Source organism: Pseudomonas akapageensis, from assembly GCF_011355085.1.
Classification (GTDB): Bacteria; Pseudomonadota; Gammaproteobacteria; order Pseudomonadales; family Pseudomonadaceae; genus Aquipseudomonas; species Aquipseudomonas akapageensis.
Map to the genome: position 1 here is coordinate 108,478 of NZ_VXCP01000010.1, position 25,233 is coordinate 133,710.

Here is a 25,233-nt window from a genome sequence, read left to right on the forward strand (position 1 = left end):
AGCAGCTTTGCCAGAGGCCGACTAGGGCTCAATAGCTTAAAAAAGTCACAAAAATGACTTAGTAGAACTTAATGGTCATTTTTAGAGTAAAAATACTAAAGGTCGCAAAACTGCTCTAATTTGAGGCTTTCATCGGTCTTTAGGGCCTCATCGCGGGCAAGCCCGCTCCCACAGATTCAGCTCCCACATGCCATTGTGTGAACACTGCAGGGCCCTGTGGGAGCTGGCTTGCCAGCGATGAAAACACCACCGATATCAGGCGATATCCCGCAACTCCCGCCGCAGAATCTTGCCCACCGGCGTCATGGGCAACGAATCACGTAATACGATCTGCTTGGGCACCTTGTAGCCGGTGAAATTCTCCTTGCAGTAAGCCTTCAACTCTTCAACGCTGATACCGTTGTCACGGGCCACCACAAACAGCTTCACGGCTTCGCCCGAACGCTCGTCCGGTACACCGATCACCGCGCAGCTGGCGACTTTCGGGTGCGCCATCACCACATCCTCGATCTCGTTCGGATACACGTTGAAGCCCGAGACGATGATCATGTCCTTCTTGCGATCGACGATGCGCACAAAACCATCCGGGTCGATCACGGCGATGTCGCCGGTTTTCAACCAGCCTTCGGCATCCAGGGTTTCGGCAGTGGCGTCGGGACGTTGCCAGTAGCCTTTCATGACCTGCGGGCCCTTGATGCACAGTTCGCCGCGCTCGCCGATCGGCATCTCGTTACCGGCGTCGTCGATGACCTTGAGCGCCGTGCCCACCACCGGAATACCGACAGACCCCAGGCGCGCCTTGTCACCGTAAGGGTTGGTGCAGGCCACCGGCGAGGTTTCGGTCAAGCCGTAACCTTCGACGATGCGGCAACCGGTCAAGGCTTCCCAACGCTCGGCCGTGGCCTTTACCAGGGCGGTGCCACCGGAGTTGGTGACCTTCAGGTTGGAGAAGTCCAGAGTCTTGAACTCCGGGTGCTCCATCAGCGCCACGAACAGGGTGTTGAGGCCCAGCAAGGCGGAGAACCGCCACTTTTTCAGCTCCTTGATGAAGCCGCCGATGTCCCGTGGGTTGCTGATCAGAACGTTGTGGTTGCCGGTCACCATCATGCACATGCAATTCGCGGTGAAGGCATAGATGTGATAAAGCGGCAGCGGCGCGATCATCACCTCCTGCCCTTCCTTGATGATCTTTTGCCCGTCGGCCCCGTGCTGGGAGAAGCAGGCCATGACCTGCTGCATGTTGGCGACCAGATTGCCGTGGGTCAGCATCGCGCCCTTGGCAAGGCCAGTTGTGCCGCCGGTGTATTGCAGCACCGCGATATCGCCCAGGCCGATGTTCACTGGCTTGAGAGCATGCCCACGCCCCTGCTTGAGCGCGGACTTGAACGACACCGCCTGAGGCAAGTGATAATCCGGGACCATTTTCTTGACTTTGTCGACGACGGTGTTGATCAACCAACCCTTGGCTGCTGGCATCAGGTCGCCCATCTTCGCTTCGATCAGGTATTCGATACCGGTATCGGGCACCACCTCCTGGACCAGCTTGCCGAACAGGTTCAGGTAAACCAGCGCCCTGGCGCCGGAGTCCTTGAATTGATGACGCATTTCCCGGGCGGTATACAAGGGGTTGGTATTGACCACGATCAGGCCGGCGCGCAGGGCGCCGAACACGGCGATCGGGTAATGCAGCACGTTGGGCATCTGCACGGCGATGCGATCGCCGGGCTTGAGGTCGGTGTGCTGCTGCAGGTAAGCGGCAAACGCCGCGGAGTAACGCTCGACTTGCGCATAGCTTAAGGTAACGCCCATATTGCTGAACGCCGGACGATCGGCGAACTTCTTGCAAGAGCGCTCAAAAACCTCGATAACCGATTTATAGGCACCCAGGTCCAAGTGTGAAGGGACGCCTGCAGGGCGCTTATCATTCCAGAAATCAGGTTGCATTATTCTTGTCCTCTTACCTGCGCCGGTCCGGGCCGTATCGCTTGTTTGCCGATACGGATCTTTTTGGACGTTAGCAGTTATGGAAGGTGTGGCAAACAGACAACCCCGCGTCATTTACATTGTGAATCTTATTGCTGGCCCAGCCTCGATCGGGAGTATGGGCTATACAATCTCCTCAATCCGTAGGGAAACGCCAATGAACCACGATACTTTCTGGCTGCCGGCAAGCGACCACTGCAGCCTGTACGTCTATCAGTGGCTGCCGCAAGGCCCACCGAAAGCCGTGGTTCTTCTCGCCCATGGCATGGCTGAACATGCTGCCCGCTATGGGCGCCTGGGCGAGGCCTTGAGCGCCGCCGGCTATGCCCTGTATGCCCACGACCAGCGTGGCCATGGCCGCACCGCCGAACAGGGCACCCTGGGGCTTTATGCCAAAAGCAACGGCTGGTGCAGGGTGGTCGACGACCTCGGGCTGCTCAGCCAGTACATCGGCCAGCATCATCCGGGCATCCCCCTGTTTCTGTTCGGCCACAGCATGGGCAGCTACATTGCCCAGGGCTATCTGCTGCACCACAGCGCCAGCCTGCAGGGTGCGATTCTCAGTGGTTCGAATTTCCATCCACCCGGGCTGTATCGCAGTGCAAGCCTGATCGCCCATTTCGAGCGCTGGCGCCAGGGTGCGAGCGGGCGTAGCGCCTTGATCGAGTGGATATCGTTCGGCAGCTTCAATAACGCCTTCAAGCCCACGCGCACCGCCTTCGACTGGCTCAGCCGCGATCCCCGCGAGGTCGACAAGTACGCCAGCGACCCGCTGTGCGGCTTTCGCTGCACCAACCAGCTATGGCTCGATCTGCTGGCCGGCTTGCAGCAGATCAGCAAACCGGCCAATCTCGCCCAGGTCGATCCGAACCTGCCTTTGCTGATCATCGGCGGCGAATGTGATCCGGTGAGTGCCGGCAAGCGTCTGAAAGACCTGTGCGATGCATTTCGTCGGGCGGGGAACCAGCAGGTGCAGCTCAAGCTCTATGCTCAGGCGCGCCACGAATTGCTGAATGAAACCAACCGCGAGGAAGTCACCAGCGATGTGATTGCCTGGCTTGATCAGGCCCTAAGCCTCCGGCGCCCGGCACGTACCGAGTAGTTTTCCTCTTTTTTGCCCAAGGATTCCTTGCCAATGACCCAGGTCACCAACACCCCTTACGAAGCCCTTGAAATCGGCCAGACCGCCAGCTACAGCAAGACCGTCGAGGAACGTGACATCCAGCTCTTCGCAGCCATGTCCGGTGACCACAACCCGGTGCACCTGGACCCGGAATTCGCCGCCGCCAGCATGTTCAAGGAGCGTATCGCCCATGGCATGTTCAGTGGCGCGCTGATCAGTGCCGCCGTGGCCTGCGAGCTGCCCGGCCCGGGCACCATCTATCTCGGCCAGCAAATGAGCTTCCAGAAGCCAGTGAAAATCGGTGACACCCTGACCGTACGCCTGGAGATCCTCGAGAAGCTGCCAAAGTTTCGCGTGCGCATTGCCACCCGCGTGTTCAACCAGCGCGACGAGCTGGTGGTCGACGGTGAAGCCGAGATCCTGGCGCCACGCAAGCAACAGACCGTGAACCTGCCAACCCTGCCGACCATCAGCATCGGCTGATTGCACTGCCGCCTGAGTGTTTACAACTGGCTCAGGCGGCGCTCGATAAACCGGCGCTCAGGTGTAACCTGGGTCATTCCCAATGCCGTTTCAAAAGCGCTGCGAGCCTGTTGGGTCTGCCCCAGCTGGCGGCAGAATTCGGCCTTGGCACAATGGGCCAGGTGATAGTCCAGCAACTCGCCACGGGCAAGAATCGCGTCGACCAGTGCCAGGCCTGCCTGCGGCCCATCACGCCGGGCCAGCGCCACCGCGCGATTGAGTTCGACAACCGCTGATGGCTGCGCGCGCAACAGGACGTCATACAAACCGATGATCTGCTCCCAGTCAGTGTCGGCGGCCGTCGCCGCTTCGGCATGCACCGCAGCAATCGCGGCCTGCAGGCTGTAGGGACCGAAGTTTCGGCTGCGCAGCGCCTGCTCCACCAGGGCACAGCCTTCGCTGATCAGCGCCCGGTCCCAGAGCGCGCGGTCCTGTTCATCGAGCAGGACAAGTTCGCCATCGGCCGATGTCCGCGCCCGATTGCGCGAAGCCTGCAACAACATCAGCGCCAACAGCCCCATGACTTCAGGGTCGGGCAAAAGCTCCAGCAGCAGCCGTCCCAGACGGATCGCCTCCTCGCTCAGGTCACTGCGGGTCAGGCTGGCGCCGCTGGTGGCCGAATAGCCTTCGTTGAATACCAGGTAGATCACCCGCAGCACACTCTCCAGCCGCTCGGGCAACTCCGCCAGGGAGGGCACCTGGTAAGGAATGCGCGCCTCGCGGATCTTGACCTTGGCGCGCACGATGCGTTGGGCGATCGCCCCGGGGCGGGTAAGGAAGGCACGGGCGATTTCCTCGGTCGTCAGGTCGCAGACTTCCCGCAGTGTCAGGGGCACCTGGGCATCGGCCGCCAACGCCGGGTGGCAACAGGTGAAGATCAGTCTCAGACGATCGTCCTCCACATCATCCTCACAAAGGTCAGGCGCCTCGAGGGATTCCAGGGCTTGGGCCAGGCGAGCCTGAGAGACATCGAAACGGGCCCGCCGGCGCAAGCCATCGATCGCCTTGAAGCGGCCGGTGGACACCAGCCAGGCACGAGGGCTGGCGGGTATCCCGTCGCGCTGCCAGCGTTCGACGGCAATGAAGAAGGCTTCGTGCAACGCTTCTTCGGCCAGATCGAAATCACCGAGCAAGCGAATCAGGGTTGCCAGAATCCGCCGCGACTCCTGGCGATAGACAAGCTCCAGCTGCTGGCGAACTTCGGCTTCGGCAATCATCAGTCCGGCATTTTCCGGGTCACGACGTCCACCAGCCGGTCAAGGCTTTCACCCCAGCCGCGGTAGAACCCCATCTGCTCATGAGCCTCTCGGTCGGCAGCGCTCCAGTGCAATGCGCGGGCGGTGTAGCGGGTCATGCCCTGGACTTCATCCATCGTGATGATGGCCGTCATGAAAGGCTTTTTCGAAGGAATCCAGCCGGGCAGATAAGCATCGGTGTAGACGATTCGCTGTGGCGCGAGGATCTCCAGAAAGACCCCCTGGTAGGGGTACTCGCCCCCATCGGGTGCGCACATGACGGTACGGAACAAGCCTCCCACCCAGAGCTGTATTTCGCAGACTGGCGTGGTCATGCCGTGTGGCCCCCACCATTGGGCCAGTAACTCGGGTTCGGTCCAGGCCCGGAATACCTTGATGCGTGGCGCGTCGATCAAACGACTGATGTACAGCTCATGCTCGGCCGGCGCCGCGATGATCTGTGGAAGGCTCATTTGATGGTTCTCCCGTTTGGGCGTGTCTGAGTTCGCGTACCGGCCGCACCTCGACACTACCGACCCGGGCCGCAGGAATCTTGCCGGCTATCTGCAAGGCTTCATTGAGGTCTCGGGCGTCGATCAAATAGAACCCAGCCAGCTGTTCTTTGGTTTCGGCAAAAGGGCCATCGGTAATGCTCATGTGCCCATTGCGCATGCGTACCGTGGTTGCTGTCTGCGTCGGTTTCAGTGCTTCGGCGGCGAGCATGCGACCGCTGGCGTGCACCGATTCGGCATAGGCCAGGCATTCGTCATCGGCCGGGCTGTCGGGATCGTTGTGCAAAAGACCTTCGTCGCAATAGACCAGACAGAGGTATTTCATGGCGATCTCCAATGCTCTAAAAACAACTATGGCTGTAGTTTTACCTTTTTGCGAAAGCGTAATTAGGCATAAAACCAACGCTTTTCAGCTCAAGGTTTCAGGTTGAACAGGGCCTTGGTGGTTTCCATGTCGAAGGGCGCCGACCAATGCTCATGCACGACTTTCCATTGCCCGTCGATGCGCTTGTAGCCGGCAGTCACGCGCATGTAGCAGCTCTTGTCTTCCCCCGCCTCCCGGGCCGGCCCGCAGTGGGCCAGCCAATGGGCGAAGGCCACGTCCTGGGCTGCAGCAACCTGCAATTGCTCGAAATCGAAGATGCCCGCATCGGGGCAGAGCGCCATGCAGGCCTGCCAGTGATCACGATAGGTTTGCTTACCCTTGAATTGCAGCGCCTTGACTGCATCGAAGGCGACGATATCGTCGGCATAAGGTTGCACGATGGCGTCAATATCCTTGGCTACAACGGCGCGTTGCCAGCGCTGGATCAAGTCGCGGATTTCTGTTTCGACGCTGCTGGGGCTGGTTTTGGCGTTCATGGGCATTCTCCTTCCAGAGTGAGTGCGTGCTTGATATAAAAAGCGAAGTCACTGGTAGTCGTTTGACCGCGCTCGAAATCGACAGACTCCCCGGAAAATTCTGAAAAGAGTTGCGCCCAGGCGCCGTCGCGGCGTCTTATTGATGCCTCAGTACAAGAGCGACACCGATGCACACATGCCTCGTTCCCTATGCGTCACTCAACGCGCTGCAAGTGGAGCAACTGAAAGAGCTCGAGGTACGCCCCGACCAGCTGTATGCCTCGGGCGATATCGAGTCGGCCCTGTTTATGCTGCTCAACCGCCCGGCCCCGGGGATAAGGGGCTTCGCCTTGCTGGTCGATGACAGGCCGCTGGCGTTTCTATTGCTCAAGCGCCCGCCTTTCCTGCCGAACTGGGCGGCGGACGACGCCGCGACGCTCCATGCATTCCAGGTGGATCGGCGCTTCCAGGGTCAAGGTCTGGGCAAGGCCTGCCTGCAGGCACTGCCCGCCGTCGCGCGCAGCGCATGGCCGGAAATCACCCAACTGATGCTGTCGGTCGATCCCAAGAACCAGGCCGCGCTCAAACTCTACCTTTCCCAGGGTTGGGTCGACTGCGGCGAAGCCTACCGGGCCAAGTTCGGTTTCGAGCGCAAACTGGTACTTGAGCTCTGATCATTCAGGTTTGAGCGGCAACCAGATTTCCACGGTTCCGCTCCCCGTATCGGGATTGAAGTCCGCGCTGTAACGCTCGAACTCCGGCGCATCGGCCGCCTGCTCGCCAGAGTTGGGCAACCAGTCCTTGCCAATGGCCTCGAACGTCTCGCCGATACTGGAAATATGCCCTCGATGTTCGAAAACGGCATACCGCTGGGGTTCGATCACAATGGCGCGAAAGTGTTCAGGCAACCCCTGGGTCGTGCTCACTCGAACCCCGGCGATGTATTCAAAGCTGCCCTTGCCGTCCGGATTGCAGCACACGCCGTACGTCTGCGCGCCCATTTGCGCGGAGACCTTGCCGATATACGGGACGAACTTGTCCCACAGCGCCGGAATGCCGCTTTTGCTCTGCAGGGTGAAACGTTCACCCATCCCGGCGATGGTGAATGAAGTTCCATTTTCAATACGTACCGGGGCAAACCCCTCATCCTGATGGTCTGACATGTTGCGCACCCATGAAGATAAATGACCTGAATGAACATAGTCGTTTCTGCGCCAAGGTCGAAATTTTCTTGCAGGCCCGGTCAACTTTCCGCTAGCGTTCAGCCCAATGCCGCCCGCTGGAACCGCCGCCCATGGCCCTGATCACCGAACACCTGCACGCCTGCGGCCTGGTCGAATCCTCATGGGTCAAGGCCTGCGCGGCAAGCTTTCCCAAACACACCCACGATGAGTATGTGCTGGGGGTCAACCTGGTCGGTACCGAGCGGGTCTGGCTCGATGGCAAGGTCATGGATGCCCCGCCCGGCAGCGTGACCCTGTACAACCCCCTGGCGGTGCAAGGTTCGGAGTTCGGCCCTGAAGGCGTCGAATACATCAGCCTGCACCTCGATCCTCACGCCATCGCCCAGGTGATCGTCGACAACCACCTTGACCACCCACAGACCTGCCCGACCTTCGAGCAAGGCGTGTTGCACAATCCGCATCTGTTCCAGGCAATTGTCGACTTCGCACGGGTATCACCGCAGCAGGCAGCGGAGCAGGAAGAAGCCTTTATCGGCCTGCTCTGCCAACTGCTCGAACGCACCCCGGGCAAGATCGGCGAACAGGTCAACGGCCTGACCCAGGCCAAGGACTACATGCGCACCCATCTGGGTCAGAAACTCGAACTCGACGAACTGGCCCAGGTGGCCGGATTAAGCAAGTACCACTTCGTGCGCTGCTTCAAGAAAGAAACCGGTCTGGCGCCCCTGCAATACCAGATGCAACTGCGCCTGATCGAAGCCCGCAAACGCCTGCGCCGGCAGCAGCATCCGCTGGATATCGCCAGTGAGCTGGGGTTTTACGACCAGAGCCACTTTATCAATGTGTATCGCAAGGTGATGGGGATTACGCCGCAGGCGTATTGTGCGGCGTTGAGGCGCTGAATTTCAGCTGCAAAAAAAAGAGCCCCTCCCGGAGCTCTCTTTCGCTTAATGGCTTCCCAGTATCCCGACATTGGACTTTTTCGCCTTTTTCTCGTGGCGTTTTTCAATGGCTGTCTTGGTGGGTTTTTTCTTGGTGGATTTCTTCGCATCGAGACCTTTCATGGCCAGGCCCTCCCGATTCAGGCAACGCCTGTCTGGCGCTGCAGAAACTGATTATAGACCCGCTGGCGCAAGGGGCGAGGCGACGATGAACTCCTGGTAGCCGGAGACGATGACATAGAACGCGAAGTAGCAAAAAATGCCCGCCGAAGCGATGTAGGAATACTTCAGCAGCTTGTCACCGAGCAGTTTGCCGCCGTGGGTGGCCGCCAGGCACAACGAGATTGTCCAGGCCAGACCGGCGCAGAAAAAGCCTGCCAGGAACAAGCCGGCATCCATCGCGCTGCCGCTGCCGGAGCGGGAAATCAACACGCCGCCAACCGCCGCGAACCACAGGATCGCACTGGGCGAAGACATGGCCAGGAAGATGCCTCGGGAGAATTCCTTCCACCCGGAACCCACCAGGACTTCTCCGTCAGCAGACATGGACGTGACGCTGCCAAATGCAGCCAGCAGCATCTTGAAGGCGAAGTACACCAGCAACACCGAGCCACCGACCCACAACGCCCAGCGCACCATTTCGTATTGCAGAAGCACGGTCATGCCGGCCAGGGCGGCAACGGCATAGATCAGGTCGCCCACGCAGGTACCCAGGCCCAGCCAGAACCCTTGCAGGTAACCGCGCTGCATGGCCAGGGTGATCATGGCGATATTGGCCACGCCAATGTCCAGGCACAGGGAAAGACTCAGGAGAAAACCGTTGGAAAACGCCATGGGGGATCTGCTGTATTGAGAGTGACTACACGTATTGGAACAGTTGGGCAGCGCTGCGGTATTGGAAGAAATTGCCGTACTGCAGCGCTTCCTCGACGAATTCATCGAGGAGATCGGCTGAACCTCAGCCTCACTCCTCCTTCGCCTTCCTGATCCGCAGCGCAATCGCGCCGATCACCAAGATCGCGATCGGCGCCAGGTACAGGCTGGCTTGCTTGGGACTGATGTCCAACCCCAGCGTGTGCAGGCCGCCATACAAGAATTTGAACAGGCTGAGCAGGTAATACGTGATCGCAATGATCGACAACCCCTCGACCGCCTTCTGGATCTTGATCTGGGTGGTCGCGCGGGTGTGCAGGCTGTGCAGGATTTCCATGTTCTGCTCTTCGACTTCCACCTGAACCCGGGCCTGGAGCAACTCGCCCAGGTTCGCAACGCTGTCGCCCAGCCGCTCCAGGCGATGGTTGGTAGCGGAGCAGTAGCGCACTGTCGGCTTGAAACGGCGCTCGATGAATACCCCCAACCGCTGGCAATCACCCACATGGGTTTCGCGCAGCTCGCCGATGCGTTCGAAGACGATCTGGGAATAAGCTTCGGCGGCGCTGAAGCGCAGGCGGGACTGCGCAGTGGTGCGCACGATTTTGGCGGACAGGTCCGAAATATCGCTGAGAATCAGCCTGGCGGTCGCGCTGTTGGCGCTGGCGTTCTGGTCCGAGAGTTTGGCCCACTGCTCATCGAAGGTCTTGAGCTGCTGGCTGACCTCCTTGGCCACCGGCAACGCCAGCGAGGCCATCATTCGATAGGTTTCGATTTCCAGCAGACGACGCACCATGCGCCCGAGCCGATAGGCGTTGAGCTTGCGATTGATCAGCAGCAGTCGATTGCTGCCGCTCTCGGTCAACTTGAAATCGCTCCAGACAACGGCATCGCCGCTGCCTATCTGTGAACCGGCCGGGTCCTTGAAGCCATAACGGGCGGTGTCGCCCTGCCAGCTTTGCTCGGACTCGACCAGGATCTGCGTCGCGTTGATCACCAAGTGTTCATGGCCGTGCACCAGCGCCATCAAGTTGTCCGGGAACCTTGGCCAGAACTCTTCACGGTCCGACTTGAGTACCACCAGAGTCAGGGACAGGAACTCGGTGTGACGCTCCCATTTCAGGTCATGCCCATCGAACTTGAGCAGGCCCTGGGCCTCAGTCTGTTGATGCTGCTGCGCCGCCCCATTGGCAGATGCGGCATACAACCGACCGATGATGTCCTCCAGGGCGCCATCGCGCTCCAGCAAGGCCAGATGGAACACATAGGCCGGTGCGTTGAAATAAACCGAAGGGCGAGAGTGGAGTTCGTTATGCAGTTCGAATCGCAAGGCATGCATGGCGCAATCATCGCTAGGGAGTATCCAGCAGTGACGCCGCCATGCATTGCCCGGTCACCGAGCAATGCTGGGCAGGTCGCGCCCGTGACGCTGGAGCCTGATCATGCGTCATCACTCAAAGGGTCGATTGATGCCCTCCGGCTAACCAGCAAGCGAGTTCGAGAAATGATCAGCGAATTGAAAGTTGAAGACATTCAATTGGGCGAAGGCAAGGAAGTCGTCAAGGGTGCCTTGATCACGACCAACTACAAGGGCACTTTGGAAGATGGCACGGTTTTCGACTCTTCCTATGATCGCGGCAAACCTTTCCAGTGCGTGATTAGCAAGGGCCGTGTCATCGAGGGCTGGGTTCAGGGCATGATCGGCATGAAGGTCGGTGGCAAGCGAAAACTTTATGTCCCGGCGTCCCTTGCATATGGCGAACGCGAATTTGGCGCGTTTATCAAGCCCAATTCGGACCTGATCTTCGAAGTCGAGCTGCTGGAAGTGCTGACTCGGGACGAGTGAGCCTCGCCCCGACGTCTCGTTCCCACGCTCCCGCGTGGGAATGCAGTCCAAGACGCTCCAGCGTCGACTTACGCAGGCAGATCTCGACGCGGAGCGTCGCCGGATGCATTCCCACGCGGAGCGTGGGAACGAGGAAACACTCCCTGTTTGGCAACCAGCGTCTATGCTCTCCCCGACAGCATTACGCACCTCTGTTTCTCATTAGCCATCACACGGAATGTACGCCTATGAAACAACTCAGCTCCTTCACCCGTGCAATTTTCCTTGCCTCGCTGATGTCCGCAGCCACCTTCGCTGCCCACGCGGACGATGTTTTGATCGGAGGCCGAGCCATAGAAAACGATGTGACTACCAAGGTCCTCGCTGTCGATGCGACAAATCATGTGGTGACGGTAGAGGACGCCAAGGGCGATCCGATTTCCATCCAGCTGAGCGATAAAGCCAAGGATCTGGGCAACCTGAAGGTCGGTGACACCGTCAAGGTTCACGTCTCCCGCTCTGTTGCAGCGGTACTCGAAAAAAACGTCGTTGCAGCGCCGGGCGTCAGCGAAGAAAAAGGGGTTATCCGCGCCACCCCGAACAATCCCAACCCTGGCGGTGAAGCGTTCCGTCAAATCAAGATCACTTCGAAAATCACCAAAATCAATCTGAAGACTCATGAGGTGACCTTGCTACCGCCTGAAGGCATGGAAAAAGTGGTCAAAGTCGAAGACAAGGACCTGCAGGCGCGCATGAAAAACCTCAAGGTCGGCGATATGGTGACAGTCACTTATACTGACTTGCTGAAAATCACCACCGCACACTAAAGCTGCCTCTCGGCTTCGCCATATTTGCGCAAACCTGTCAGGCACCCGTCCCGGACGACACCCGGGATGGGCTGACAGCGCCGGAGCAGATCACGATGAGAATGCTTTACGCCGTACTCCCCCTCCTGGCCCTGGCGGGCTGTTCATCCTTCAGGGCCGACCGCGAACACGTGACCCAAGTCCCGACGGACCGTTTGCTGGCCTACCAACAACCCATCGAAGGCGGCGGCCAGATCGTCGTCAACCGTGACGTCGGCATGCTTGGCGGTGGTTGTTATGTGGCCATCCTGATCGATCGCCAGGTGGCTGCGCGCATCGGCATTGGCGAAGAGGCCAGTTTCCAGGTGCCGGCGGGCTCGCGCATCGTCGGTATCGGCATCGATCAGCAGGACGACACCCTGTGCGGCATGGGCCGCCTTGATCGTGAACGGTCAGTGCAGCTCAAGGCCGGAGGGCGTGAACAGTTCCACATCGTCAGCGAAGCCAAGAGCGGTTTCGACATCAAACCCCAGGACAAGTGATCAATGTGTTGCATGCGCCAGGTGGCTGCGCCGCCAGGCAGCAGGCGGCGAGCCGAACTCCCGTCGAAATGCCCGGCTGAACGCCGTATCGGTCTGGTAACCGACATCCTCGGCGATCCGCGCCAGCGGGGCATTGCTATGGCAAAGCAGGTTGGACGCCAGGAGCATGCGCCACTGGGTCAGGTACTGGATGGGTGAGCTGCCCACCAGCAGTTGAAAGCGTTCAGCCAGCACCGAGCGGGACGTGCCGGCGGTGCGCGCCAGTTCTTCCAGCGTCCAGGCATGGGCCGGGTGTCGATGCAACGCCTCGAGGGCGGCTCCGACAATGCGGTCGCCGACGCCCGCCAGCCAACCGGTACGCCCTTCTCCCAGTTCATGCATGTGCAAACGCAGCACTTCGATGAACAACACTTCGGCGAGCTTTGCCAGCACCCCGGCACCGCCGGGCCTGGGCGAGCGCGCCTCGTTCAGGGCGTAATGCACCGATGATTCCAGCCAGAGGCCGGCGCTTGAGTCGCGCACATTGACCTTCACCAGCGGTGCCAGCCCGTTCAGTAATATGCCGGCCAGGCGCGCATCACAGGCCAGGTAACCACAGACCAGTCGAGTGGCAGCGCCACCTCCGCCATAGGACAATTGCCGGGGCCGCCGCGCCAGTACTCGATCCAGACGCCCTCCGACCGCCGGGGGCAAGCCAGGTGCGGAAGCCATGCGGTGGGCGTCCCCCTGGGGAAAAATGACGACGTCGCCGGCCACCAGGTGCAGCGGCGGTTGCTCGCCCAGTTCGACGTAGCATTCGCCCTCGGTGATCAGGTGAAAAATCACTACCCGCTCGGCCCCTGGTTCCAGCAAGGGCGCTACCGAATCGGCACAGGGTGACTGATAACACCAGGGCGCGGTGAAGCGGGCGTTGATAAAGATCGCGCCGACCAGGTGCACCACCTTGAGAATTTGCGACAGAGCGTCCATTCGCCGATTACCCGGACCTTATCCCTTCAATATTGAGCGCCTCGACGCGCTCCGCCTAGGGGAAACGACCGCCTAACCCCCTGTTGCCGGATGAATGGCCGTGCTGCCGGACGTTCGGACAAGGATCGGCGACGCACGGGCAGGACACCACACCAGTTGAGGACGATAGTTGTGCCATACGCAGCTGCCTTGACCACTTGAGTGACTGCGTATCCCGTCGTCCACCATTGGAGGTTGTCATGCCGAAGTTCCTCATCGAACGTGAGATCCCGGGCGCAGGCGCGCTCACCGAACGAGACCTCAAGGCCGTATCGCAAAAGTCCTGTCGCGCCCTGGGGCAACTCGAGGGTCAGGTGCAGTGGCAGCAAAGCTATGTCACCGGCAACAAGATCTACTGCGTGTACATCGCCCCGAACGAGGAGCTGATCAGGGAGCACGCCAGGTTGGGCGGTTTCCCCGCCAACAGCGTGGCGCAGATCACCACCATCATCGATCCCACTACGGCAGAGTAATGCCCGCTGGCGCATACCAATTACAAGAGGCCAGATTCAATGAGTACTCCCCTTGATCTCGCTGCCCTGAAAACCCGTCAGATGGCTGCCTGGGCCAGCGGCGACTACGCCGTGATCGGCACCACGCTGCAGCTTGTCGGCGAACAGCTCGCCGAAGCCTGCGACCTGCACTGCGACGAGCGCGTGCTCGACGTCGCTGCCGGCAATGGCAATGCCACCCTCGCCGCCGCCCGCCGCGGCGCCCGGGTGACATCGACCGATTACGTCGCGCAGTTGCTCGAACGTGGGCAGGAGCGGGCCCGGGCCGAGCACCTGGAGGTCGCATTCCAGGAGGCCGACGCCGAAAACCTGCCGTTTGCCGATGCCAGCTTCGACGCGGTGCTGTCGACCTTCGGTGTGATGTTCACGCCCGATCATGCCAAAGCGGCCAGCGAACTGGCCCGCGTATGTCGCCCCGGTGGGCGCATTGGCCTGGCCAACTGGACGCCTGAAGGCTTCGTCGGGCAGATGTTCAAGACCCTAGGACGTCACTTGCCGCCTGCGCCCGGGGTTCAACTCCCCTCGCTGTGGGGTACCGAAGCGCACTTGCAGGAATTGTTCGGCGAACGTGCCGCCAGGATTGCGGTGACACCCCGCCAGTTCAATTTTCGCTACCGCTCGGCAGAGCATTTCCTCGATGTCTTCCGTACCTGGTACGGGCCAGTGCACAAGGCTTTCGCCGCCCTCCCCGCCGACGGCGCCGCAGCACTGGAGAAGGACCTGATCGAGCTGTTGAACCGGTCCAATCGAGCAGGCCTACAGTCGCTGGTGGTGCCCAGTGAGTATCTGGAGACGGTGATTACCCGCCGCTAACTGACAATAACAATGCTCTAAGCCGAGTATGAAATCCGGCCGGCCTGGCAGTCTTGCAAAATGCCACGCGCGGCCGGATTTCTGTACGAGCCATGCCCTGAAATAGCTGCTATAAAATGTCCGCATCTTCCAGCCCTTTCGACTGAAGTGAATATGCTGACACCCGTGATCCCTGACGCATCAGAAGACGCCGACACGCTGCGCGAAAGCGAAAAGCGCATGGCGCTGGCTATCGCCGGGAGCTCCACGGGCGTTTGGGACCGCAATGTCCTGACCGGCGAGATCCACTATTCCACCGGCTGGAAGGCCATCCTGGGCTATGCCGAGCATGAAATCAGCAACCTGATCGAAGACAGCTACCAGCGCCTCCATCCCGATGACCTGGCGTACGTCAAGGCAACGATCCAGGCCCACTTCGACCAGCAGACCGAACATTACGAGGTGGAGCACCGGATTCGCTGCAAGGATGGCAGCTACAAGTGGATCTGCAGCCGCGGCAAGGTGGTCAGCCGCGACAGCGAAGGCAGGCCGTTGCGCATGACCGGCACCACCACCGATATTTCGGCGATGCGCGCCATATCGGACAAGCTGCAGCAGACCGTCGACCTGATGACCAGCCTGACCGATGAAGTACCGGGTCTGGTCTTCCAGTATCGCCTGATGCCGGACGCCACCTCGTTTCTTTCCTATGCCAGCGCCGGCATACGGGATATCTACGAGCTCGAGCCGGAGCAGGTTGCCAGCCACACCGACGCAATCAACGCACTCATCCATCCCGATGACCGTGCAACCTATCGATCATCCTTCGAGTTTTCCGCCCAGAACCTGACACCCTGGCACTGCGAATACCGCGTCCGCCTACCGCGGCAAGGCCTGCGCTGGCGCCAGGGAGATGCCAGGCCCCAGCGCCTCGAAGACGGCAGTACCCTCTGGCACGGTTTCATCACCGACGTGACCGAGCGCAAGCGTATCGAGGCAGAACTGCAGGAATTCGCCACCGTCGACTACCTCACCCAACTGCCCAATCGCCGTCATTTCATGATGCAGATCGAAGCCGAACTGGCCATGCTCCAGCGCAGTGGCGAGCATTGCGCCGCTGTGCTGATGTGTGATCTGGATCACTTCAAGACCATCAATGACCGCTGGGGGCATGCGGTCGGTGACCAGGCCCTCAAGCACTTCGCGACCATCCTCAGCGATCAGTTGGGCGCAACCGACCTGGCTGGGCGGGTCGGTGGCGAAGAGTTTGCCGTGGTGCTCAGTGGCGCCGACGTCGCCGAGGCCACGGCATTCGCCCGGTTGATGCAACAGCGCATCGAAGCATCGCCCCTGCTCGAAGGCAATCAGCGCATTCCCCTGACCGTCAGCGTGGGCGTGGCAGCCATGAGCGCCAACGACGCCAGCGCTCATTCGGCACTCTCGCGCAGCGACCTGGCGCTGTATCGCGCCAAGGAAAACGGCCGCAACCGTATCGAGTGCCACTGACCGGCACGCTTCAGGATTTCAGCGCGCCCGAGGCCTTGGCAGTATGGGTGGCGATGGCATCCATCAAGGGCGGTGACAGGCAATCGTAGGGTTCCAGACCCAGCCCTTCGAGCCTTCCGCGCACCTCGCCCATGATGGCAGGATCGGTGCCCGACTCGATGATCGATGAGACGAAGGCAGCAAATTGCGGCGCCGACCAGCCTTTCTCCGGTGACAACTCGGTATGGATGAAGTCAAACCCGTACAAGGGATGCGCCGTGTTCTCGATGCGCCCATACATGTGAACGCCACATTGGCTGCAGGCATGGCGCTGGATGGCGGCCTTGGGGTCGACGACCGCAAGCTTCTCGGCATGCTCGGTCACCCGCAGCTTGTCCCGTGGCACCACCGCGATCATCGAGAACAAGGCCCCTTTGGGCTTCCAGCACTTGGTGCAGCCGCAGACATGGTTGAACGCCGATTGCGCATCGATCTGAACCCGCACCGGATCCTGCGCACATTTACAGACCAGGGTGCCGCCAGTGAAATTGTCTGCGCCGGCCTGGATGCCGTTATCGACAGACGGATGGATCGAAAATGAAGCGGCCATTTCCCACCTCCCGATTGATTTCATCTAATACTAGAGGGCAACCGGATGCCAGCACGTGCTACTGGTCTGGAAAGGAGGCTGCGAAGTGAGCGTACAACTGAACCACACGATCGTCTGGTGCAGGAACAAGCAAATCTCGTCGACATTCCTGACACAAATCCTCGGCCTGCCGCCGGCGACGCCCTTCGGGCCGATGCTGGTGGTCGAGCTCGGCAACGAAGTCTCGATGGACTACTACGACAACGACGCGTTTTCCTCCCAGCACTATGCGTTTCTGGTGAGTGCGGACGAGTTCGATGCCATATTTGCCCGGGTACGCGAGCGCCGTTTGCCCTACTGGGGCGATCCCGGCAAGCACCGCCCTGGCGAGACTTACGATTACAACGGCGACCGCGGATTCTACTTCGATGACCCGGACGGGCACCTGCTGGAGGTCATCACCCGGGCGGGCACCTCAATCTGACAAACTCGCCAGAACCTGCGCATAACGCAGCCGGTCGATATTGGCGCCACTGAGGACCACCGCCACCCGGGCGCCTCGCTGGCGATCCTGTTCCTGGATCAGCGCGGCCAACCCGGCAGCCCCCGCTCCCTCGGCGGTGTTGTGAGTATCTTCATGAAAGATACGCATGGCATTGGCGATTTCGTCGTCGCTCACACGCAAGATCCGCGCGGCGCCCTGGCGGATGATTTCAAACGCATCCGCCGAAGGCAGGCGGCAGGCCATGCCATCGGCGAAGGTGTTCGCCGTTGCGGTGGTGACGATCTTGCCTTGCTCGAAACTTTTCGCATACGCGTCGGCCGCCGTGGAAACCACCCCGACGATTTCAGTCTCGAGCCCCAACAGATCGCGGGTCTGGATCAGCCCGCAAATACCCGAGCCCATGCCGATCGGCACGTAGACGGTGCCTAGCCCCTGCACCGCTTCGAGCAATTCGAGCGCATAGGTGGCGACGCCGCGAATCAGGTCCGGATGAAATGCCGGGACGCTTTCATAGCCATGCACCTGTGCCTGGCGGGCGGCTTCGTCGCGGGCCTCGTCGAAGTCCTGACCATGTTCGATCAACTGGGCACCCAAGGCGCGCATGGCCGCATTTTTCTCCCGGGAATTCCCTTGTGGCACCACGATGATGATCGGTAAGCCAGCGCTGCGCGCCGCCAGGGCCAGGCTCTGGCCATGGTTGCCGCGCGTGGCGGTGACCAACCCGCGCACTTCGGGCAGGCGTTCACGCAAGGCCTGGACATAGAGCAGGCCACCGCGGACCTTGAAGGCGCCGGTCGGTGCATGGTTTTCATGCTTGACCCAGACCTCGCATCCCAGCCGTTCGGCCAGTCTCGGCCAGGCATATTGCGGGGTTGGCGGGACATGCTGATGAACATGCCGGGCGGCTGTGCGCAGGGCAATCAGATCGAACATAGGGCACCTGTCAGGGCTGGGTTTGACCTGATCATAGAAGCGTCGCATTGTATGGGTGAATCCTTATATTGCATGGGCAACAATAAATGTGGACTCCCCAACTGCTCGACGACGCCCAGCCGCGCTACCTCGCGCTGGTCGACGCGATTGCCCGGGCAATCGAAAATGGCGAGCTGAAAGTCGGTGAACGCCTACCGCCGCAACGACGCCTGGCCTGGAACCTGGGCCTGAACCCGAGCACGACCATGCAGGCGTATCGCGAGGCGGCGCGCAGGCACCTGGTCTCCGGTGAAGTGGGACGCGGCACTTATGTGCTGGCCGGCAGCAAGGAAGCCACGCTGTTCCGCCTCAAGCACCCGGGTGAACGCCCTGCCTTGATCGACCTGTCCACCAATGTACCGGTGACCGACGAGTCGAACGAAGATGTCGAAAGCGCCTTGCAGGCTCTGCTGCGTAACGGCCATGCCAGGGATTTGCAGCATTACCTGACCGCCGAGGATTTGCAGCTTGGACGCCTGCATGGCGCGGCCTGGTTGCAGACCCGCGGCCTGAGTGTGCCGACCCGGAACATTCTGCTGTGTGCCGGCGCGCAACAGGGGTTGTTCACTGTCCTGTTGTCGCTCTGCCAGCCCGGTGAGCCAGTGTTGGTGGAAGCCTTCACCGCACCGGGCATCAAGGCCGCGTGCCGCCAGCTGCGTCTGCCGGTGCACGGGGTCGCGCTGGACCGGCACGGCATCGTCCCGGACGATCTGGACCGCATGGCACGTGCGACCGGGGCGAAAGTCATCGTCCTGACCCCGACCCTGCAAAACCCCACGGCGGCGACCATGACCTTGCAGCGTCAACGGGAAGTCGCCGAAGTCGTCAGGCATCACGATCTGCTGGTCATCGAAGACGACGTCTATGGTGGCCTGGCGAACCGGGCGCCCCTGTCCACGGTCCTCGGCCGCCATGGGTTGCTGGTGACCAGCCTGTCGAAAACCGTCGCGCCCGGCTTGCGCCTGGGCTGGATCGTTGCCGATCCCGACGTCCTGCAACGTATCGACCCCCACGCCCAGGCCACGCACTGGTCGGTATCGCCGTTATGCCTGAACATTGCCTGCCAGTGGATCGAGAATGGCACGGCGCAACGGCGCCTGGCCTGGCAGACCGAGGAAGTCACCCAGCGCTGGCGCCTGGCCAGGAAGATCCTCGGTGCAGCCCTCTACGAAACCGATACACCCTCACCGCATATCTGGGTCACGACAACGCAATCATCCATGGCATTGGCGCAGGCCTGTCGAGCCGCCGAAGTGGACGTCGTGCCAGCAGAGGTTTTCGCGGTCAAACCGAGCGATACCCAGGCGATTCGCATCAGCCTCTCGGCGGCGAGGAGCCGGGCACAGCTCAAGCTGGCGCTGGAAAGGATTGCCGAAGCCCTGGCGGGTTGAACTCCGCAGCAGCCCTTCTACTCTGGATGCTGTGAACGTCCGTCCATCAACACATTTGCAATAGGTTGCCCATGACAGATCGTATCGAAAGAGAAGTTCGCCTCAAGGCTTCACGTGCCGAGGTATGGAAAGTGCTTGCCGATGCCCAGGCCTTCGGCGAATGGTTCGGCGTGGCCCTCCAGGGCAAGCAATTCAAGGTCGGCTCCCAGATCAAGGGACCTATCACCCACCCAGGTTACGAGCACATCACGTGGGAGGTGCATATCGACCGCATCGAACCCGACCACTTGCTGTCCTTTCTCTGGCACCCCTACGCCATCGACCCCAAGGTGGACTATTCCCATGAGACGCCGACACGGGTTGTGTTCCAGTTGCAGGAACTGGCGGAAGGCACCTTGCTGCGCCTGGTAGAGTCCGGTTTTGATAAGATCCCGGCCACACGCCGCGACGAGGCGTACAAGATGCACTGTGACGGTTGGGATCAACAGATGATCAATATCGGCAAGTACCTCGAGCAAAAAAGCCTCGAGCCGGAAAATCGCCGGTCGCAGGCACTTTCGTAAACTCATCCACTGGACCCCGAGCCGTGCCCGATCTGCAATACAGCCTGCTGCCCGAACCGCTGCGACCGTTGCTCGACAAGTTCTACCGCGCCCATCGTTCGCCCATGCGTGCCGTCGCCGAGGCGCAAATCTGGGTAGCCAGGCATACGGATATTCTGGCCGGGCTGTGTCTGCGTCCAGTGAGTGAAGGCTTCTGGCTGACCGGCCTGCTGGTGGATCCCGCCGCGCGCGGGCAAGGTCTGGCCCGCGGCTTGATCGAGCACGTACAGGAGCAATGTGCCAGCGCGATCTGGTTGTTCTGCCACCCTGACCTTGCGCAGTTCTACGAGCGCCTGGGCTTTACCGCTGCCGCCAACTTGCCGGCCCAACTCTGCGAGCGGCTCGTACGCTATCAACGAAACAAGGCCATGCTGGCGCTGGAGTGGCAGCCGGCGCCTTAATCGTCAGCTGCCGGATCCAGCCCCGGAAACAGCACTTCGGTGAAGCCAAAACGGCTGAAATCACGAATCCGCGAGGGATAGAGCCTGCCAATCAGGTGATCGCACTCGTGCTGCACCACCCGCGCATGAAAGCCTTCGGCGGTCCTCAGGATAGGCTCGCCCTGTGGATCGAAGCCTTCGTAGCGGATATGCCGGTACCGTTCGACCACACCGCGCAGGCCGGGTACTGACAGGCAACCCTCCCAGCCCTCCTCCAGTTCCGGACTCAAGGGCGTGATCAGGGGGTTGAGCAGAACCGTCTGTGGGACCGCTTCGGCGTCCGGATAGCGTTCGCTGTGCTCGAAGCCGAAGATCACCAGCTGCAGGTCGATGCCAATCTGCGGTGCAGCCAGCCCGACACCCCCGACATGCTCCATGGTCTCGAACATATCGGCGATCAGCCGGTCAAGCTCCTCGGTACCGAACAAGGCCTGGGGCACCGGCGGGGCAATGCGCAGCAGGCGCTCGTCGCCCATCTTGAGGATTTCATGAATCATGGCGTTCTCTTAGAAGTGTTCGGCGTCAAGCGAGTGATCGCGGGCCAGCCCCGACACGTGTTTTTTGTCGTGTAGGGTCGGGTCGTAACCCTTTTCACCCGGTTTCTTGCCTTCGGTGGACATGTGCTCGATCACCGCATTCATTTCCGCGCCCAGCAACAACACGGCCGCTGAAATGTAGAAATACAGCAGCAACACGATGATCGCACCGATGCTGCCATACATGGCGTTATAGTTGGCGAAAGTCTTGACGTAATAACCGAAACCCAGGGAAGCAATGATCCACACCACCACCGCCAGCACGGAACCTGCGGTAATGAAGCGGAACTCCTGCCTCACATCCGGCATGACGTAGTAGATCAAGGCCACGGCCATCATCAGCAATACGATGATCACGGGCCAGCGCAGCACCGTCCAGAGGGTGACGATAAACTCTTCCATGCCGATCTGGCTGGCCAGCCATTCCATGACCTGGGGCCCTGTGACCATCAGCGCGGCTGCGGCCAGCAGCATCCCGGCAATGCCCACCGTGTAGAAGATCGACAAGGGAAAGCGCTTCCAGATGGGCCGCCGCTCGACCACGTCGTAGGCGGCGTTCATCGCGCTCATCATCAGGCGCACGCCAGCCGAGGCCGTCCACAGGGCGATCACGATACCGATCGAGAGCAGACTACCTTTGGACTGCTGCAACTGGTCGATCACCGGATTGACCTGTTCCAGCGCCTGGGGGGGCAATACCAGCTCCGACTGCAGGCGCAGCCAGGAGAAAAAGTCGGGTAAATGCAGGAACCCGATCAACGCGATCAGAAACAGAATGAAGGGAAAAAGCGAAAACAGCATCTGATAGGCAAGCGCCGAAGCGTAGGTCGACATCTCGTCTTCAATAAATTCGTGAACTGTGCGCAGCAATACCCGGCCCAGCGGTAAACCGCGTAAATCCGGCAAAAACATAGCGTCTCCTTGCGCCGTTCGATGAACTTGAAACTACCAAATAAGTTTAGTTGACGAGCCTGGCAGTATTTCAAGCACTGACTGTCAGCACAATGGAGAGGTTCATTTGATTTTTTGTCATTTGCGAGCGCTGCGCGCTCGATCGCTGGCAAGCCAGCTCCCACAGGGATTTTCACGGCCCGCACGATCTCTGTGGGAGCGGGCTTGCCCGCGATGATGCCCGCAAGACTGACCACAAACTCAGTTTTAACTTTATGTTTACCGACGCACCCACCAGAATGCACAACTGAAGATTCACACCAGTAGGAACCTTATGAAACTCGACAAACCCCTGGCCATTGCGCGCCGCAACAAAGAACTCGGCGGCGCGGTGCTGGGCGTCAACAATTGCCATTTCACCCTGCACGATGCCAAGCGCAATATCTTCTGGTTCGACATTCCCGTGTCTCGCCTGCAGGTCGGCCAGTACGAATGGGTGCACCTGCTGCTGCACAACCCGCAGACCGACCAGCTCCTGCACTTGAAGGTGCCAACCGTCTATATGCGGGAAAACCTCGAAGGGCTGGTGGTGCGCAACGCCGGCAAGCGCAAGTCCACGGTCAGCCTGGAACTCAGTGCCGACAAGGACTCCTTTCTCAAGGATGTGCGCCCTGCCGGCAGCGGCGTGGGCTTTGCCCAGTTCCTGCAGCCTTGAGTAACAGCCCGGATAAAATCAACTGAGCTCGATGCGATCGGCGTGAATCACGATCTTGCCTTCCTTGTAGAGGGCGCCGATTGCTTTCTTGAAATTACCCTTGCTGACACCGAACAAACTGCTGATCACTTGCGGATCGCTCTTGTCGCTCACCGGTAGCACACCGTTGTTCTCGCGCAACTTGTCGAGAATCTTCGAGTGCAGGCTGACGCTCGCATCCTGCCCGACCGGCTGCAGGCTCAAGGCGATCTTGCCGTCGGCGCGCAACTCCTTGATATAGCCCTTCTCCTGCTTGCCCGAGCGCAGGAACTTGAACACTTCGTTCTTGTGGATCAGGCCCCAGTGCTTGTTGTTGATGATGGCCTTGAAACCCATGTCGGTTTCTTCGACCACCAGCAGATCGACTTCCTGGCCCACCGTATAGTTGGCCGGCACCTTGTCCAGGTAGCGGTCCAGACGCGCGGTGGCGGTGATGCGGCGAGTACGCTTGTCCAGGTAGGCGTGCACCACGCAATACTGGCCAGCACTCATCTGACGCTTCTCTTCGGAAAACGGCAGCAGCAGATCCTTGGGCAAACCCCAGTCAAGAAATACGCCGATGCTATTGACCTCGACCACTTTCAAACTGGCGAACTCGCCGACTTGAAGTTTTGTTTTTTCGGTGGTTGCGATTAATTTATCTTCGCTGTCCAGATAAACAAAAACATTCAACCAGTCTTCATCTTCACTGGGAATATCTTTAGGAATATATCGATTGGGCAGCAGAATTTCACCGTCCGCGCCACCGTCGAGATATAAACCGAAATCCGTATGTTTAACCACTTGCAAGCTGTTGTAGCGACCGATTAAAGCCATTTGCGAAAATCCTCATTGCGTGGGCAGCATTCTACCCGAGATTGCCTCGCTTGCCTTGCTGACCGTGCGCCATGCCCGATTTTCGCGGGCTGCGACCCAAGGTCGCGGCGCGGCATGCGCCAGCGCCGCCGACCAGCGCCGCACATTGGCCAGACTTTTCAGTAAAAACAGTGAGTTAGCGACTTATTTCAAACCTCAACTTTTACCGATCGTCGCTATTTATCGGCTTAATGCGCGGCCGATAGTTGGCTAACAAAAAAGGTGAATATTCGTGTACAATGGCTGGCCATATTGAATTCCAGACAGGTTAATGGCAGCCATGCGCGTAAAAGCATCCAACAGCAAAGTGAAGCCAGCCCCCGCCGTCGAAACCAGCGAATCGATCAACGAACAGATCGCTGCGTTTCTGAAATCCGGTGGTGAAATCCAGCAAATCGCCAAAGGCGTCAGCGGCCAGACTTTCGCGCCATCCAAGCACATCAGCCTGGGCAAAAAGTAATTCGCAGCACCCTTCGCAACACCTGAGGCCCGTGGGCGCCCTGACAGATGATCAGCCAAAGCCCACTGCCTTCTCTCCCTGCACAGCCCTTCCTTCATACCTGATCCGGGATAGCGGAACCGCCAGCGCCCCAGGTTGATCTATAAAGACAAGCATGCCCTCGCAAGGATTCGATCATGTATCGCCGCCTGCTTGCGCCCCTTCGCGCCTTGTCATTGCTGATCATTTGCAGCCTGATGCCGGCCTGCGACCGGGTCGAATTGGCCTATCGCAATCTCGACGTGATCATTCCCTGGACCCTGAGCGACTACCTGGACATGAATGCCAGGCAGAAAACCTGGTTCAAGGAGCGCCTCGGCGCCCATCTACGCTGGCATTGCAGCACGCAATTGCCCGGCTACCTGGCATGGCTCGACAGGGTCCAGCAAATGGTCGCCAGCAATCAGGTCAACGATCAGCAATTGCAGGCGCGTGCTCAGGAAGCCCAAAAGGCGATGAACGACATCGCAGCAGCCATTACGCCTTCGGCGGTCGAATTGCTTCGTGGGCTGGACGATGAGCAGGTCGGGGAGATGCGCCAGGCGTTCGCCAGGGATGTGCGCCAGCGCGAAGAACGATACGTCCGCACTCCCATGGATGAACAAATCGGCAATCGGGCCGAGCGCATGGAAAAGCGCCTCACCCCCTGGCTGGGCGAATTGACGCCCGAACAAAGCCGGCTCGTCGAGGCCTGGTCACAATCGCTGATCGAGCAAAATCGCCTGTCGCTCGACAACCGTGCACGTTGGCAGGCCCAGATGAGCGCAGCGCTGGCGCAACGCCAAAGCCCGGAATTCGGCCAGCAGATCCAGCGCCTGCTCACCAATCGCCAGAGTGTGTGGACGCCTCAGTATCGCCAGTTCAATGCTCGGGCCGAACAGGCAGGGCGCAGCCTGCTGGTCGACCTGATGCAGGCCAGCACACCCGCGCAACGCCAGCATTTGCAGGAAAGACTCGCCGATGTGCGCAAGGACTTCAGCGAGCTCAAATGCCTGAAAGTCGCCAAGTCCTGACGCGTA

General features: G+C 60.0%; 31 protein-coding genes. 17 read left to right on the top strand and 14 right to left on the bottom strand.

The genetic code is table 11. The features are described from left to right. Positions 1-255: 255 nt before the first annotated feature. Positions 256-1,944 carry a long-chain-fatty-acid--CoA ligase FadD2 gene (gene fadD2 / locus F2S13_RS07500; protein WP_166359840.1) on the bottom strand — a complete coding sequence of 563 codons (1,689 nt, stop codon included), beginning with the start codon at positions 1,942-1,944 and terminating at the stop codon, positions 256-258. 196 nt (positions 1,945-2,140) lie between these two features. On the opposite strand from fadD2, the gene F2S13_RS07505 reads away from it, so the two are divergent. Continuing rightward, the gene (locus F2S13_RS07505) at positions 2,141-3,085 is read left to right on the top strand and encodes an alpha/beta hydrolase (RefSeq protein WP_166359841.1); all 945 of its coding nucleotides are present in this window, start codon (positions 2,141-2,143) and stop codon (positions 3,083-3,085) included. A 33-nt stretch (positions 3,086-3,118) separates the two neighbouring features. After that, the gene (locus F2S13_RS07510) at positions 3,119-3,589 is read left to right on the top strand and encodes a MaoC family dehydratase (protein WP_166359842.1); all 471 of its coding nucleotides are present in this window, start codon (positions 3,119-3,121) and stop codon (positions 3,587-3,589) included. Between the two features lie 20 nt (positions 3,590-3,609). On the opposite strand, the gene F2S13_RS07515 is transcribed toward F2S13_RS07510, so the two are convergent. From F2S13_RS07515 to F2S13_RS07530, 4 genes are all read right to left on the bottom strand, one after another. Next, positions 3,610-4,845, bottom strand: coding sequence for an RNA polymerase sigma factor (locus F2S13_RS07515; RefSeq protein WP_166359843.1), 1,236 nt, complete (start codon positions 4,843-4,845; stop codon positions 3,610-3,612). Further along, positions 4,845-5,336 (bottom strand): SRPBCC family protein, encoded by a 492-nt coding sequence (locus tag F2S13_RS07520; RefSeq protein ID WP_166359844.1) that lies wholly within the window; start codon positions 5,334-5,336, stop codon positions 4,845-4,847. Before F2S13_RS07520 ends, F2S13_RS07515 begins: the two co-directional genes overlap by 1 nt. Beyond that, on the bottom strand, positions 5,296-5,700 hold the full coding sequence (locus F2S13_RS07525; protein ID WP_166359845.1) for a YciI family protein: 405 nt from the start codon (positions 5,698-5,700) through the stop codon (positions 5,296-5,298). The genes F2S13_RS07520 and F2S13_RS07525 overlap by 41 nt, the downstream gene beginning before the upstream one ends. Positions 5,701-5,789: 89 nt before the next feature. After that, positions 5,790-6,236, bottom strand: a complete 447-nt coding sequence (locus F2S13_RS07530; protein ID WP_166359846.1) for a YybH family protein — start codon at positions 6,234-6,236, stop codon at positions 5,790-5,792. A gap of 167 nt (positions 6,237-6,403) precedes the next feature. On the opposite strand from F2S13_RS07530, the gene F2S13_RS07535 reads away from it, so the two are divergent. Further along, a complete protein-coding gene (locus F2S13_RS07535; protein ID WP_166359847.1) occupies positions 6,404-6,889 on the top strand; it encodes a GNAT family N-acetyltransferase in 486 nt (161 codons plus the stop codon). Here F2S13_RS07535 and F2S13_RS07540 read toward each other — a convergent pair whose 3' ends face one another. Further along, complete coding sequence (locus F2S13_RS07540; protein ID WP_166359848.1) at positions 6,890-7,378, bottom strand: GyrI-like domain-containing protein; 489 nt, start codon at positions 7,376-7,378, stop codon at positions 6,890-6,892. A gap of 131 nt (positions 7,379-7,509) precedes the next feature. On the opposite strand from F2S13_RS07540, the gene F2S13_RS07545 reads away from it, so the two are divergent. Beyond that, entirely contained in the window at positions 7,510-8,301 is a 792-nt protein-coding gene (locus F2S13_RS07545) for an AraC family transcriptional regulator (RefSeq protein WP_166359849.1), read from the top strand. A 213-nt stretch (positions 8,302-8,514) separates the two neighbouring features. On the opposite strand, the gene F2S13_RS07550 is transcribed toward F2S13_RS07545, so the two are convergent. Both F2S13_RS07550 and F2S13_RS07555 read right to left on the bottom strand, forming a co-directional pair. Continuing rightward, the gene (locus F2S13_RS07550) at positions 8,515-9,174 is read right to left on the bottom strand and encodes a LysE family translocator (protein ID WP_166359850.1); all 660 of its coding nucleotides are present in this window, start codon (positions 9,172-9,174) and stop codon (positions 8,515-8,517) included. A gap of 130 nt (positions 9,175-9,304) precedes the next feature. Continuing rightward, positions 9,305-10,549 carry a DUF3422 domain-containing protein gene (locus F2S13_RS07555; RefSeq protein WP_166359851.1) on the bottom strand — a complete coding sequence of 415 codons (1,245 nt, stop codon included), beginning with the start codon at positions 10,547-10,549 and terminating at the stop codon, positions 9,305-9,307. A 165-nt stretch (positions 10,550-10,714) separates the two neighbouring features. On the opposite strand from F2S13_RS07555, the gene F2S13_RS07560 reads away from it, so the two are divergent. The 3 genes from F2S13_RS07560 to F2S13_RS07570 all read left to right on the top strand — a co-directional run bounded on the left by F2S13_RS07560 (position 10,715) and on the right by F2S13_RS07570 (position 12,383). Continuing rightward, entirely contained in the window at positions 10,715-11,056 is a 342-nt protein-coding gene (locus tag F2S13_RS07560) for an FKBP-type peptidyl-prolyl cis-trans isomerase (protein ID WP_166360170.1), read from the top strand. Between the two features lie 227 nt (positions 11,057-11,283). Beyond that, entirely contained in the window at positions 11,284-11,862 is a 579-nt protein-coding gene (locus F2S13_RS07565) for a hypothetical protein (protein WP_166359852.1), read from the top strand. 95 nt (positions 11,863-11,957) lie between these two features. Beyond that, the gene (locus F2S13_RS07570; protein WP_166359853.1) at positions 11,958-12,383 is read left to right on the top strand and encodes a 3-isopropylmalate dehydratase; all 426 of its coding nucleotides are present in this window, start codon (positions 11,958-11,960) and stop codon (positions 12,381-12,383) included. On the opposite strand, the gene F2S13_RS07575 is transcribed toward F2S13_RS07570, so the two are convergent. After that, on the bottom strand, positions 12,384-13,352 hold the full coding sequence (locus tag F2S13_RS07575; protein ID WP_166359854.1) for an AraC family transcriptional regulator: 969 nt from the start codon (positions 13,350-13,352) through the stop codon (positions 12,384-12,386). Positions 13,353-13,591: 239 nt separating this feature from the next. Here F2S13_RS07575 and F2S13_RS07580 point away from each other — a divergent pair, with 239 nt between their 5' ends. From F2S13_RS07580 to F2S13_RS07590, 3 genes are all read left to right on the top strand, one after another. After that, positions 13,592-13,864 carry a DUF4242 domain-containing protein gene (locus tag F2S13_RS07580; protein WP_166359855.1) on the top strand — a complete coding sequence of 91 codons (273 nt, stop codon included), beginning with the start codon at positions 13,592-13,594 and terminating at the stop codon, positions 13,862-13,864. 39 nt (positions 13,865-13,903) lie between these two features. Next, entirely contained in the window at positions 13,904-14,716 is an 813-nt protein-coding gene (locus tag F2S13_RS07585) for a class I SAM-dependent methyltransferase (RefSeq protein ID WP_166359856.1), read from the top strand. Between the two features lie 153 nt (positions 14,717-14,869). Then, positions 14,870-16,201 carry a sensor domain-containing diguanylate cyclase gene (locus F2S13_RS07590; RefSeq protein WP_343047367.1) on the top strand — a complete coding sequence of 444 codons (1,332 nt, stop codon included), beginning with the start codon at positions 14,870-14,872 and terminating at the stop codon, positions 16,199-16,201. A gap of 10 nt (positions 16,202-16,211) precedes the next feature. On the opposite strand, the gene gfa is transcribed toward F2S13_RS07590, so the two are convergent. Continuing rightward, on the bottom strand, positions 16,212-16,790 hold the full coding sequence (gene gfa, locus F2S13_RS07595; RefSeq protein WP_166359858.1) for an S-(hydroxymethyl)glutathione synthase: 579 nt from the start codon (positions 16,788-16,790) through the stop codon (positions 16,212-16,214). Between the two features lie 85 nt (positions 16,791-16,875). Here gfa and F2S13_RS07600 point away from each other — a divergent pair, with 85 nt between their 5' ends. After that, positions 16,876-17,253, top strand: a complete 378-nt coding sequence (locus tag F2S13_RS07600) for a VOC family protein (RefSeq protein ID WP_166359859.1) — start codon at positions 16,876-16,878, stop codon at positions 17,251-17,253. Here the strand turns inward: F2S13_RS07600 and F2S13_RS07605 are convergent. Then, positions 17,245-18,207: a threonine dehydratase gene (locus tag F2S13_RS07605; protein ID WP_166359860.1), complete on the bottom strand. Its 963-nt coding sequence runs from the start codon at positions 18,205-18,207 to the stop codon at positions 17,245-17,247. The genes F2S13_RS07600 and F2S13_RS07605 overlap by 9 nt on opposite strands. An 86-nt stretch (positions 18,208-18,293) precedes the next feature. Here F2S13_RS07605 and F2S13_RS07610 point away from each other — a divergent pair, with 86 nt between their 5' ends. The 3 genes from F2S13_RS07610 to F2S13_RS07620 all read left to right on the top strand — a co-directional run bounded on the left by F2S13_RS07610 (position 18,294) and on the right by F2S13_RS07620 (position 20,640). Further along, positions 18,294-19,637, top strand: coding sequence for an aminotransferase-like domain-containing protein (locus F2S13_RS07610; RefSeq protein ID WP_166359861.1), 1,344 nt, complete (start codon positions 18,294-18,296; stop codon positions 19,635-19,637). Between the two features lie 71 nt (positions 19,638-19,708). After that, positions 19,709-20,200 carry an SRPBCC family protein gene (locus F2S13_RS07615; RefSeq protein ID WP_425500220.1) on the top strand — a complete coding sequence of 164 codons (492 nt, stop codon included), beginning with the start codon at positions 19,709-19,711 and terminating at the stop codon, positions 20,198-20,200. A gap of 23 nt (positions 20,201-20,223) precedes the next feature. Beyond that, positions 20,224-20,640: a GNAT family N-acetyltransferase gene (locus F2S13_RS07620; RefSeq protein ID WP_166359863.1), complete on the top strand. Its 417-nt coding sequence runs from the start codon at positions 20,224-20,226 to the stop codon at positions 20,638-20,640. Here the strand turns inward: F2S13_RS07620 and def are convergent. Beyond that, complete coding sequence (def, locus tag F2S13_RS07625) at positions 20,637-21,176, bottom strand: peptide deformylase (RefSeq protein WP_166359864.1); 540 nt, start codon at positions 21,174-21,176, stop codon at positions 20,637-20,639. The two genes, F2S13_RS07620 and def, sit on opposite strands and share 4 nt — an antisense overlap. A 9-nt stretch (positions 21,177-21,185) precedes the next feature. Further along, positions 21,186-22,127 carry a YihY/virulence factor BrkB family protein gene (locus F2S13_RS07630; RefSeq protein WP_166359865.1) on the bottom strand — a complete coding sequence of 314 codons (942 nt, stop codon included), beginning with the start codon at positions 22,125-22,127 and terminating at the stop codon, positions 21,186-21,188. Positions 22,128-22,440: 313 nt separating this feature from the next. Between F2S13_RS07630 and F2S13_RS07635 the strand changes: the two genes are divergently transcribed. Further along, the gene (locus F2S13_RS07635) at positions 22,441-22,821 is read left to right on the top strand and encodes a hypothetical protein (RefSeq protein WP_166359866.1); all 381 of its coding nucleotides are present in this window, start codon (positions 22,441-22,443) and stop codon (positions 22,819-22,821) included. Positions 22,822-22,839: 18 nt separating this feature from the next. Here F2S13_RS07635 and F2S13_RS07640 read toward each other — a convergent pair whose 3' ends face one another. Then, positions 22,840-23,676 (bottom strand): CvfB family protein, encoded by an 837-nt coding sequence (locus F2S13_RS07640; RefSeq protein ID WP_166359867.1) that lies wholly within the window; start codon positions 23,674-23,676, stop codon positions 22,840-22,842. 310 nt (positions 23,677-23,986) lie between these two features. Between F2S13_RS07640 and F2S13_RS07645 the strand changes: the two genes are divergently transcribed. After that, positions 23,987-24,175, top strand: a complete 189-nt coding sequence (locus F2S13_RS07645; protein WP_178118992.1) for a hypothetical protein — start codon at positions 23,987-23,989, stop codon at positions 24,173-24,175. A 176-nt stretch (positions 24,176-24,351) separates the two neighbouring features. Further along, the gene (locus F2S13_RS07650; protein ID WP_166359869.1) at positions 24,352-25,227 is read left to right on the top strand and encodes a DUF6279 family lipoprotein; all 876 of its coding nucleotides are present in this window, start codon (positions 24,352-24,354) and stop codon (positions 25,225-25,227) included. Positions 25,228-25,233 lie beyond the last annotated feature (6 nt).

Bases quoted from the DNA above. Each gene is read 5' to 3' on its own strand.
- fadD2 (WP_166359840.1), bottom strand. From the start codon at position 1,944: ATGCAACCTGATTTCTGGAATGATAAGCGCCCTGCAGGCGTCCCTTCA.
- F2S13_RS07505 (WP_166359841.1), top strand. From the start codon at position 2,141: ATGAACCACGATACTTTCTGGCTGCCGGCAAGCGACCACTGCAGCCTG.
- F2S13_RS07510 (WP_166359842.1), top strand. From the start codon at position 3,119: ATGACCCAGGTCACCAACACCCCTTACGAAGCCCTTGAAATCGGCCAG.
- F2S13_RS07515 (WP_166359843.1), bottom strand. From the start codon at position 4,845: ATGATTGCCGAAGCCGAAGTTCGCCAGCAGCTGGAGCTTGTCTATCGC.
- F2S13_RS07520 (WP_166359844.1), bottom strand. From the start codon at position 5,336: ATGAGCCTTCCACAGATCATCGCGGCGCCGGCCGAGCATGAGCTGTAC.
- F2S13_RS07525 (WP_166359845.1), bottom strand. From the start codon at position 5,700: ATGAAATACCTCTGTCTGGTCTATTGCGACGAAGGTCTTTTGCACAAC.
- F2S13_RS07530 (WP_166359846.1), bottom strand. From the start codon at position 6,236: ATGAACGCCAAAACCAGCCCCAGCAGCGTCGAAACAGAAATCCGCGAC.
- F2S13_RS07535 (WP_166359847.1), top strand. From the start codon at position 6,404: ATGCACACATGCCTCGTTCCCTATGCGTCACTCAACGCGCTGCAAGTG.
- F2S13_RS07540 (WP_166359848.1), bottom strand. From the start codon at position 7,378: ATGTCAGACCATCAGGATGAGGGGTTTGCCCCGGTACGTATTGAAAAT.
- F2S13_RS07545 (WP_166359849.1), top strand. From the start codon at position 7,510: ATGGCCCTGATCACCGAACACCTGCACGCCTGCGGCCTGGTCGAATCC.
- F2S13_RS07550 (WP_166359850.1), bottom strand. From the start codon at position 9,174: ATGGCGTTTTCCAACGGTTTTCTCCTGAGTCTTTCCCTGTGCCTGGAC.
- F2S13_RS07555 (WP_166359851.1), bottom strand. From the start codon at position 10,549: ATGCATGCCTTGCGATTCGAACTGCATAACGAACTCCACTCTCGCCCT.
- F2S13_RS07560 (WP_166360170.1), top strand. From the start codon at position 10,715: ATGATCAGCGAATTGAAAGTTGAAGACATTCAATTGGGCGAAGGCAAG.
- F2S13_RS07565 (WP_166359852.1), top strand. From the start codon at position 11,284: ATGAAACAACTCAGCTCCTTCACCCGTGCAATTTTCCTTGCCTCGCTG.
- F2S13_RS07570 (WP_166359853.1), top strand. From the start codon at position 11,958: ATGAGAATGCTTTACGCCGTACTCCCCCTCCTGGCCCTGGCGGGCTGT.
- F2S13_RS07575 (WP_166359854.1), bottom strand. From the start codon at position 13,352: ATGGACGCTCTGTCGCAAATTCTCAAGGTGGTGCACCTGGTCGGCGCG.
- F2S13_RS07580 (WP_166359855.1), top strand. From the start codon at position 13,592: ATGCCGAAGTTCCTCATCGAACGTGAGATCCCGGGCGCAGGCGCGCTC.
- F2S13_RS07585 (WP_166359856.1), top strand. From the start codon at position 13,904: ATGAGTACTCCCCTTGATCTCGCTGCCCTGAAAACCCGTCAGATGGCT.
- F2S13_RS07590 (WP_343047367.1), top strand. From the start codon at position 14,870: ATGCTGACACCCGTGATCCCTGACGCATCAGAAGACGCCGACACGCTG.
- gfa (WP_166359858.1), bottom strand. From the start codon at position 16,790: ATGGCCGCTTCATTTTCGATCCATCCGTCTGTCGATAACGGCATCCAG.
- F2S13_RS07605 (WP_166359860.1), bottom strand. From the start codon at position 18,207: ATGTTCGATCTGATTGCCCTGCGCACAGCCGCCCGGCATGTTCATCAG.
- F2S13_RS07610 (WP_166359861.1), top strand. From the start codon at position 18,294: ATGTGGACTCCCCAACTGCTCGACGACGCCCAGCCGCGCTACCTCGCG.
- F2S13_RS07615 (WP_425500220.1), top strand. From the start codon at position 19,709: ATGACAGATCGTATCGAAAGAGAAGTTCGCCTCAAGGCTTCACGTGCC.
- def (WP_166359864.1), bottom strand. From the start codon at position 21,176: ATGATTCATGAAATCCTCAAGATGGGCGACGAGCGCCTGCTGCGCATT.
- F2S13_RS07630 (WP_166359865.1), bottom strand. From the start codon at position 22,127: ATGTTTTTGCCGGATTTACGCGGTTTACCGCTGGGCCGGGTATTGCTG.
- F2S13_RS07635 (WP_166359866.1), top strand. From the start codon at position 22,441: ATGAAACTCGACAAACCCCTGGCCATTGCGCGCCGCAACAAAGAACTC.
- F2S13_RS07640 (WP_166359867.1), bottom strand. From the start codon at position 23,676: ATGGCTTTAATCGGTCGCTACAACAGCTTGCAAGTGGTTAAACATACG.
- F2S13_RS07645 (WP_178118992.1), top strand. From the start codon at position 23,987: ATGGCAGCCATGCGCGTAAAAGCATCCAACAGCAAAGTGAAGCCAGCC.
- F2S13_RS07650 (WP_166359869.1), top strand. From the start codon at position 24,352: ATGTATCGCCGCCTGCTTGCGCCCCTTCGCGCCTTGTCATTGCTGATC.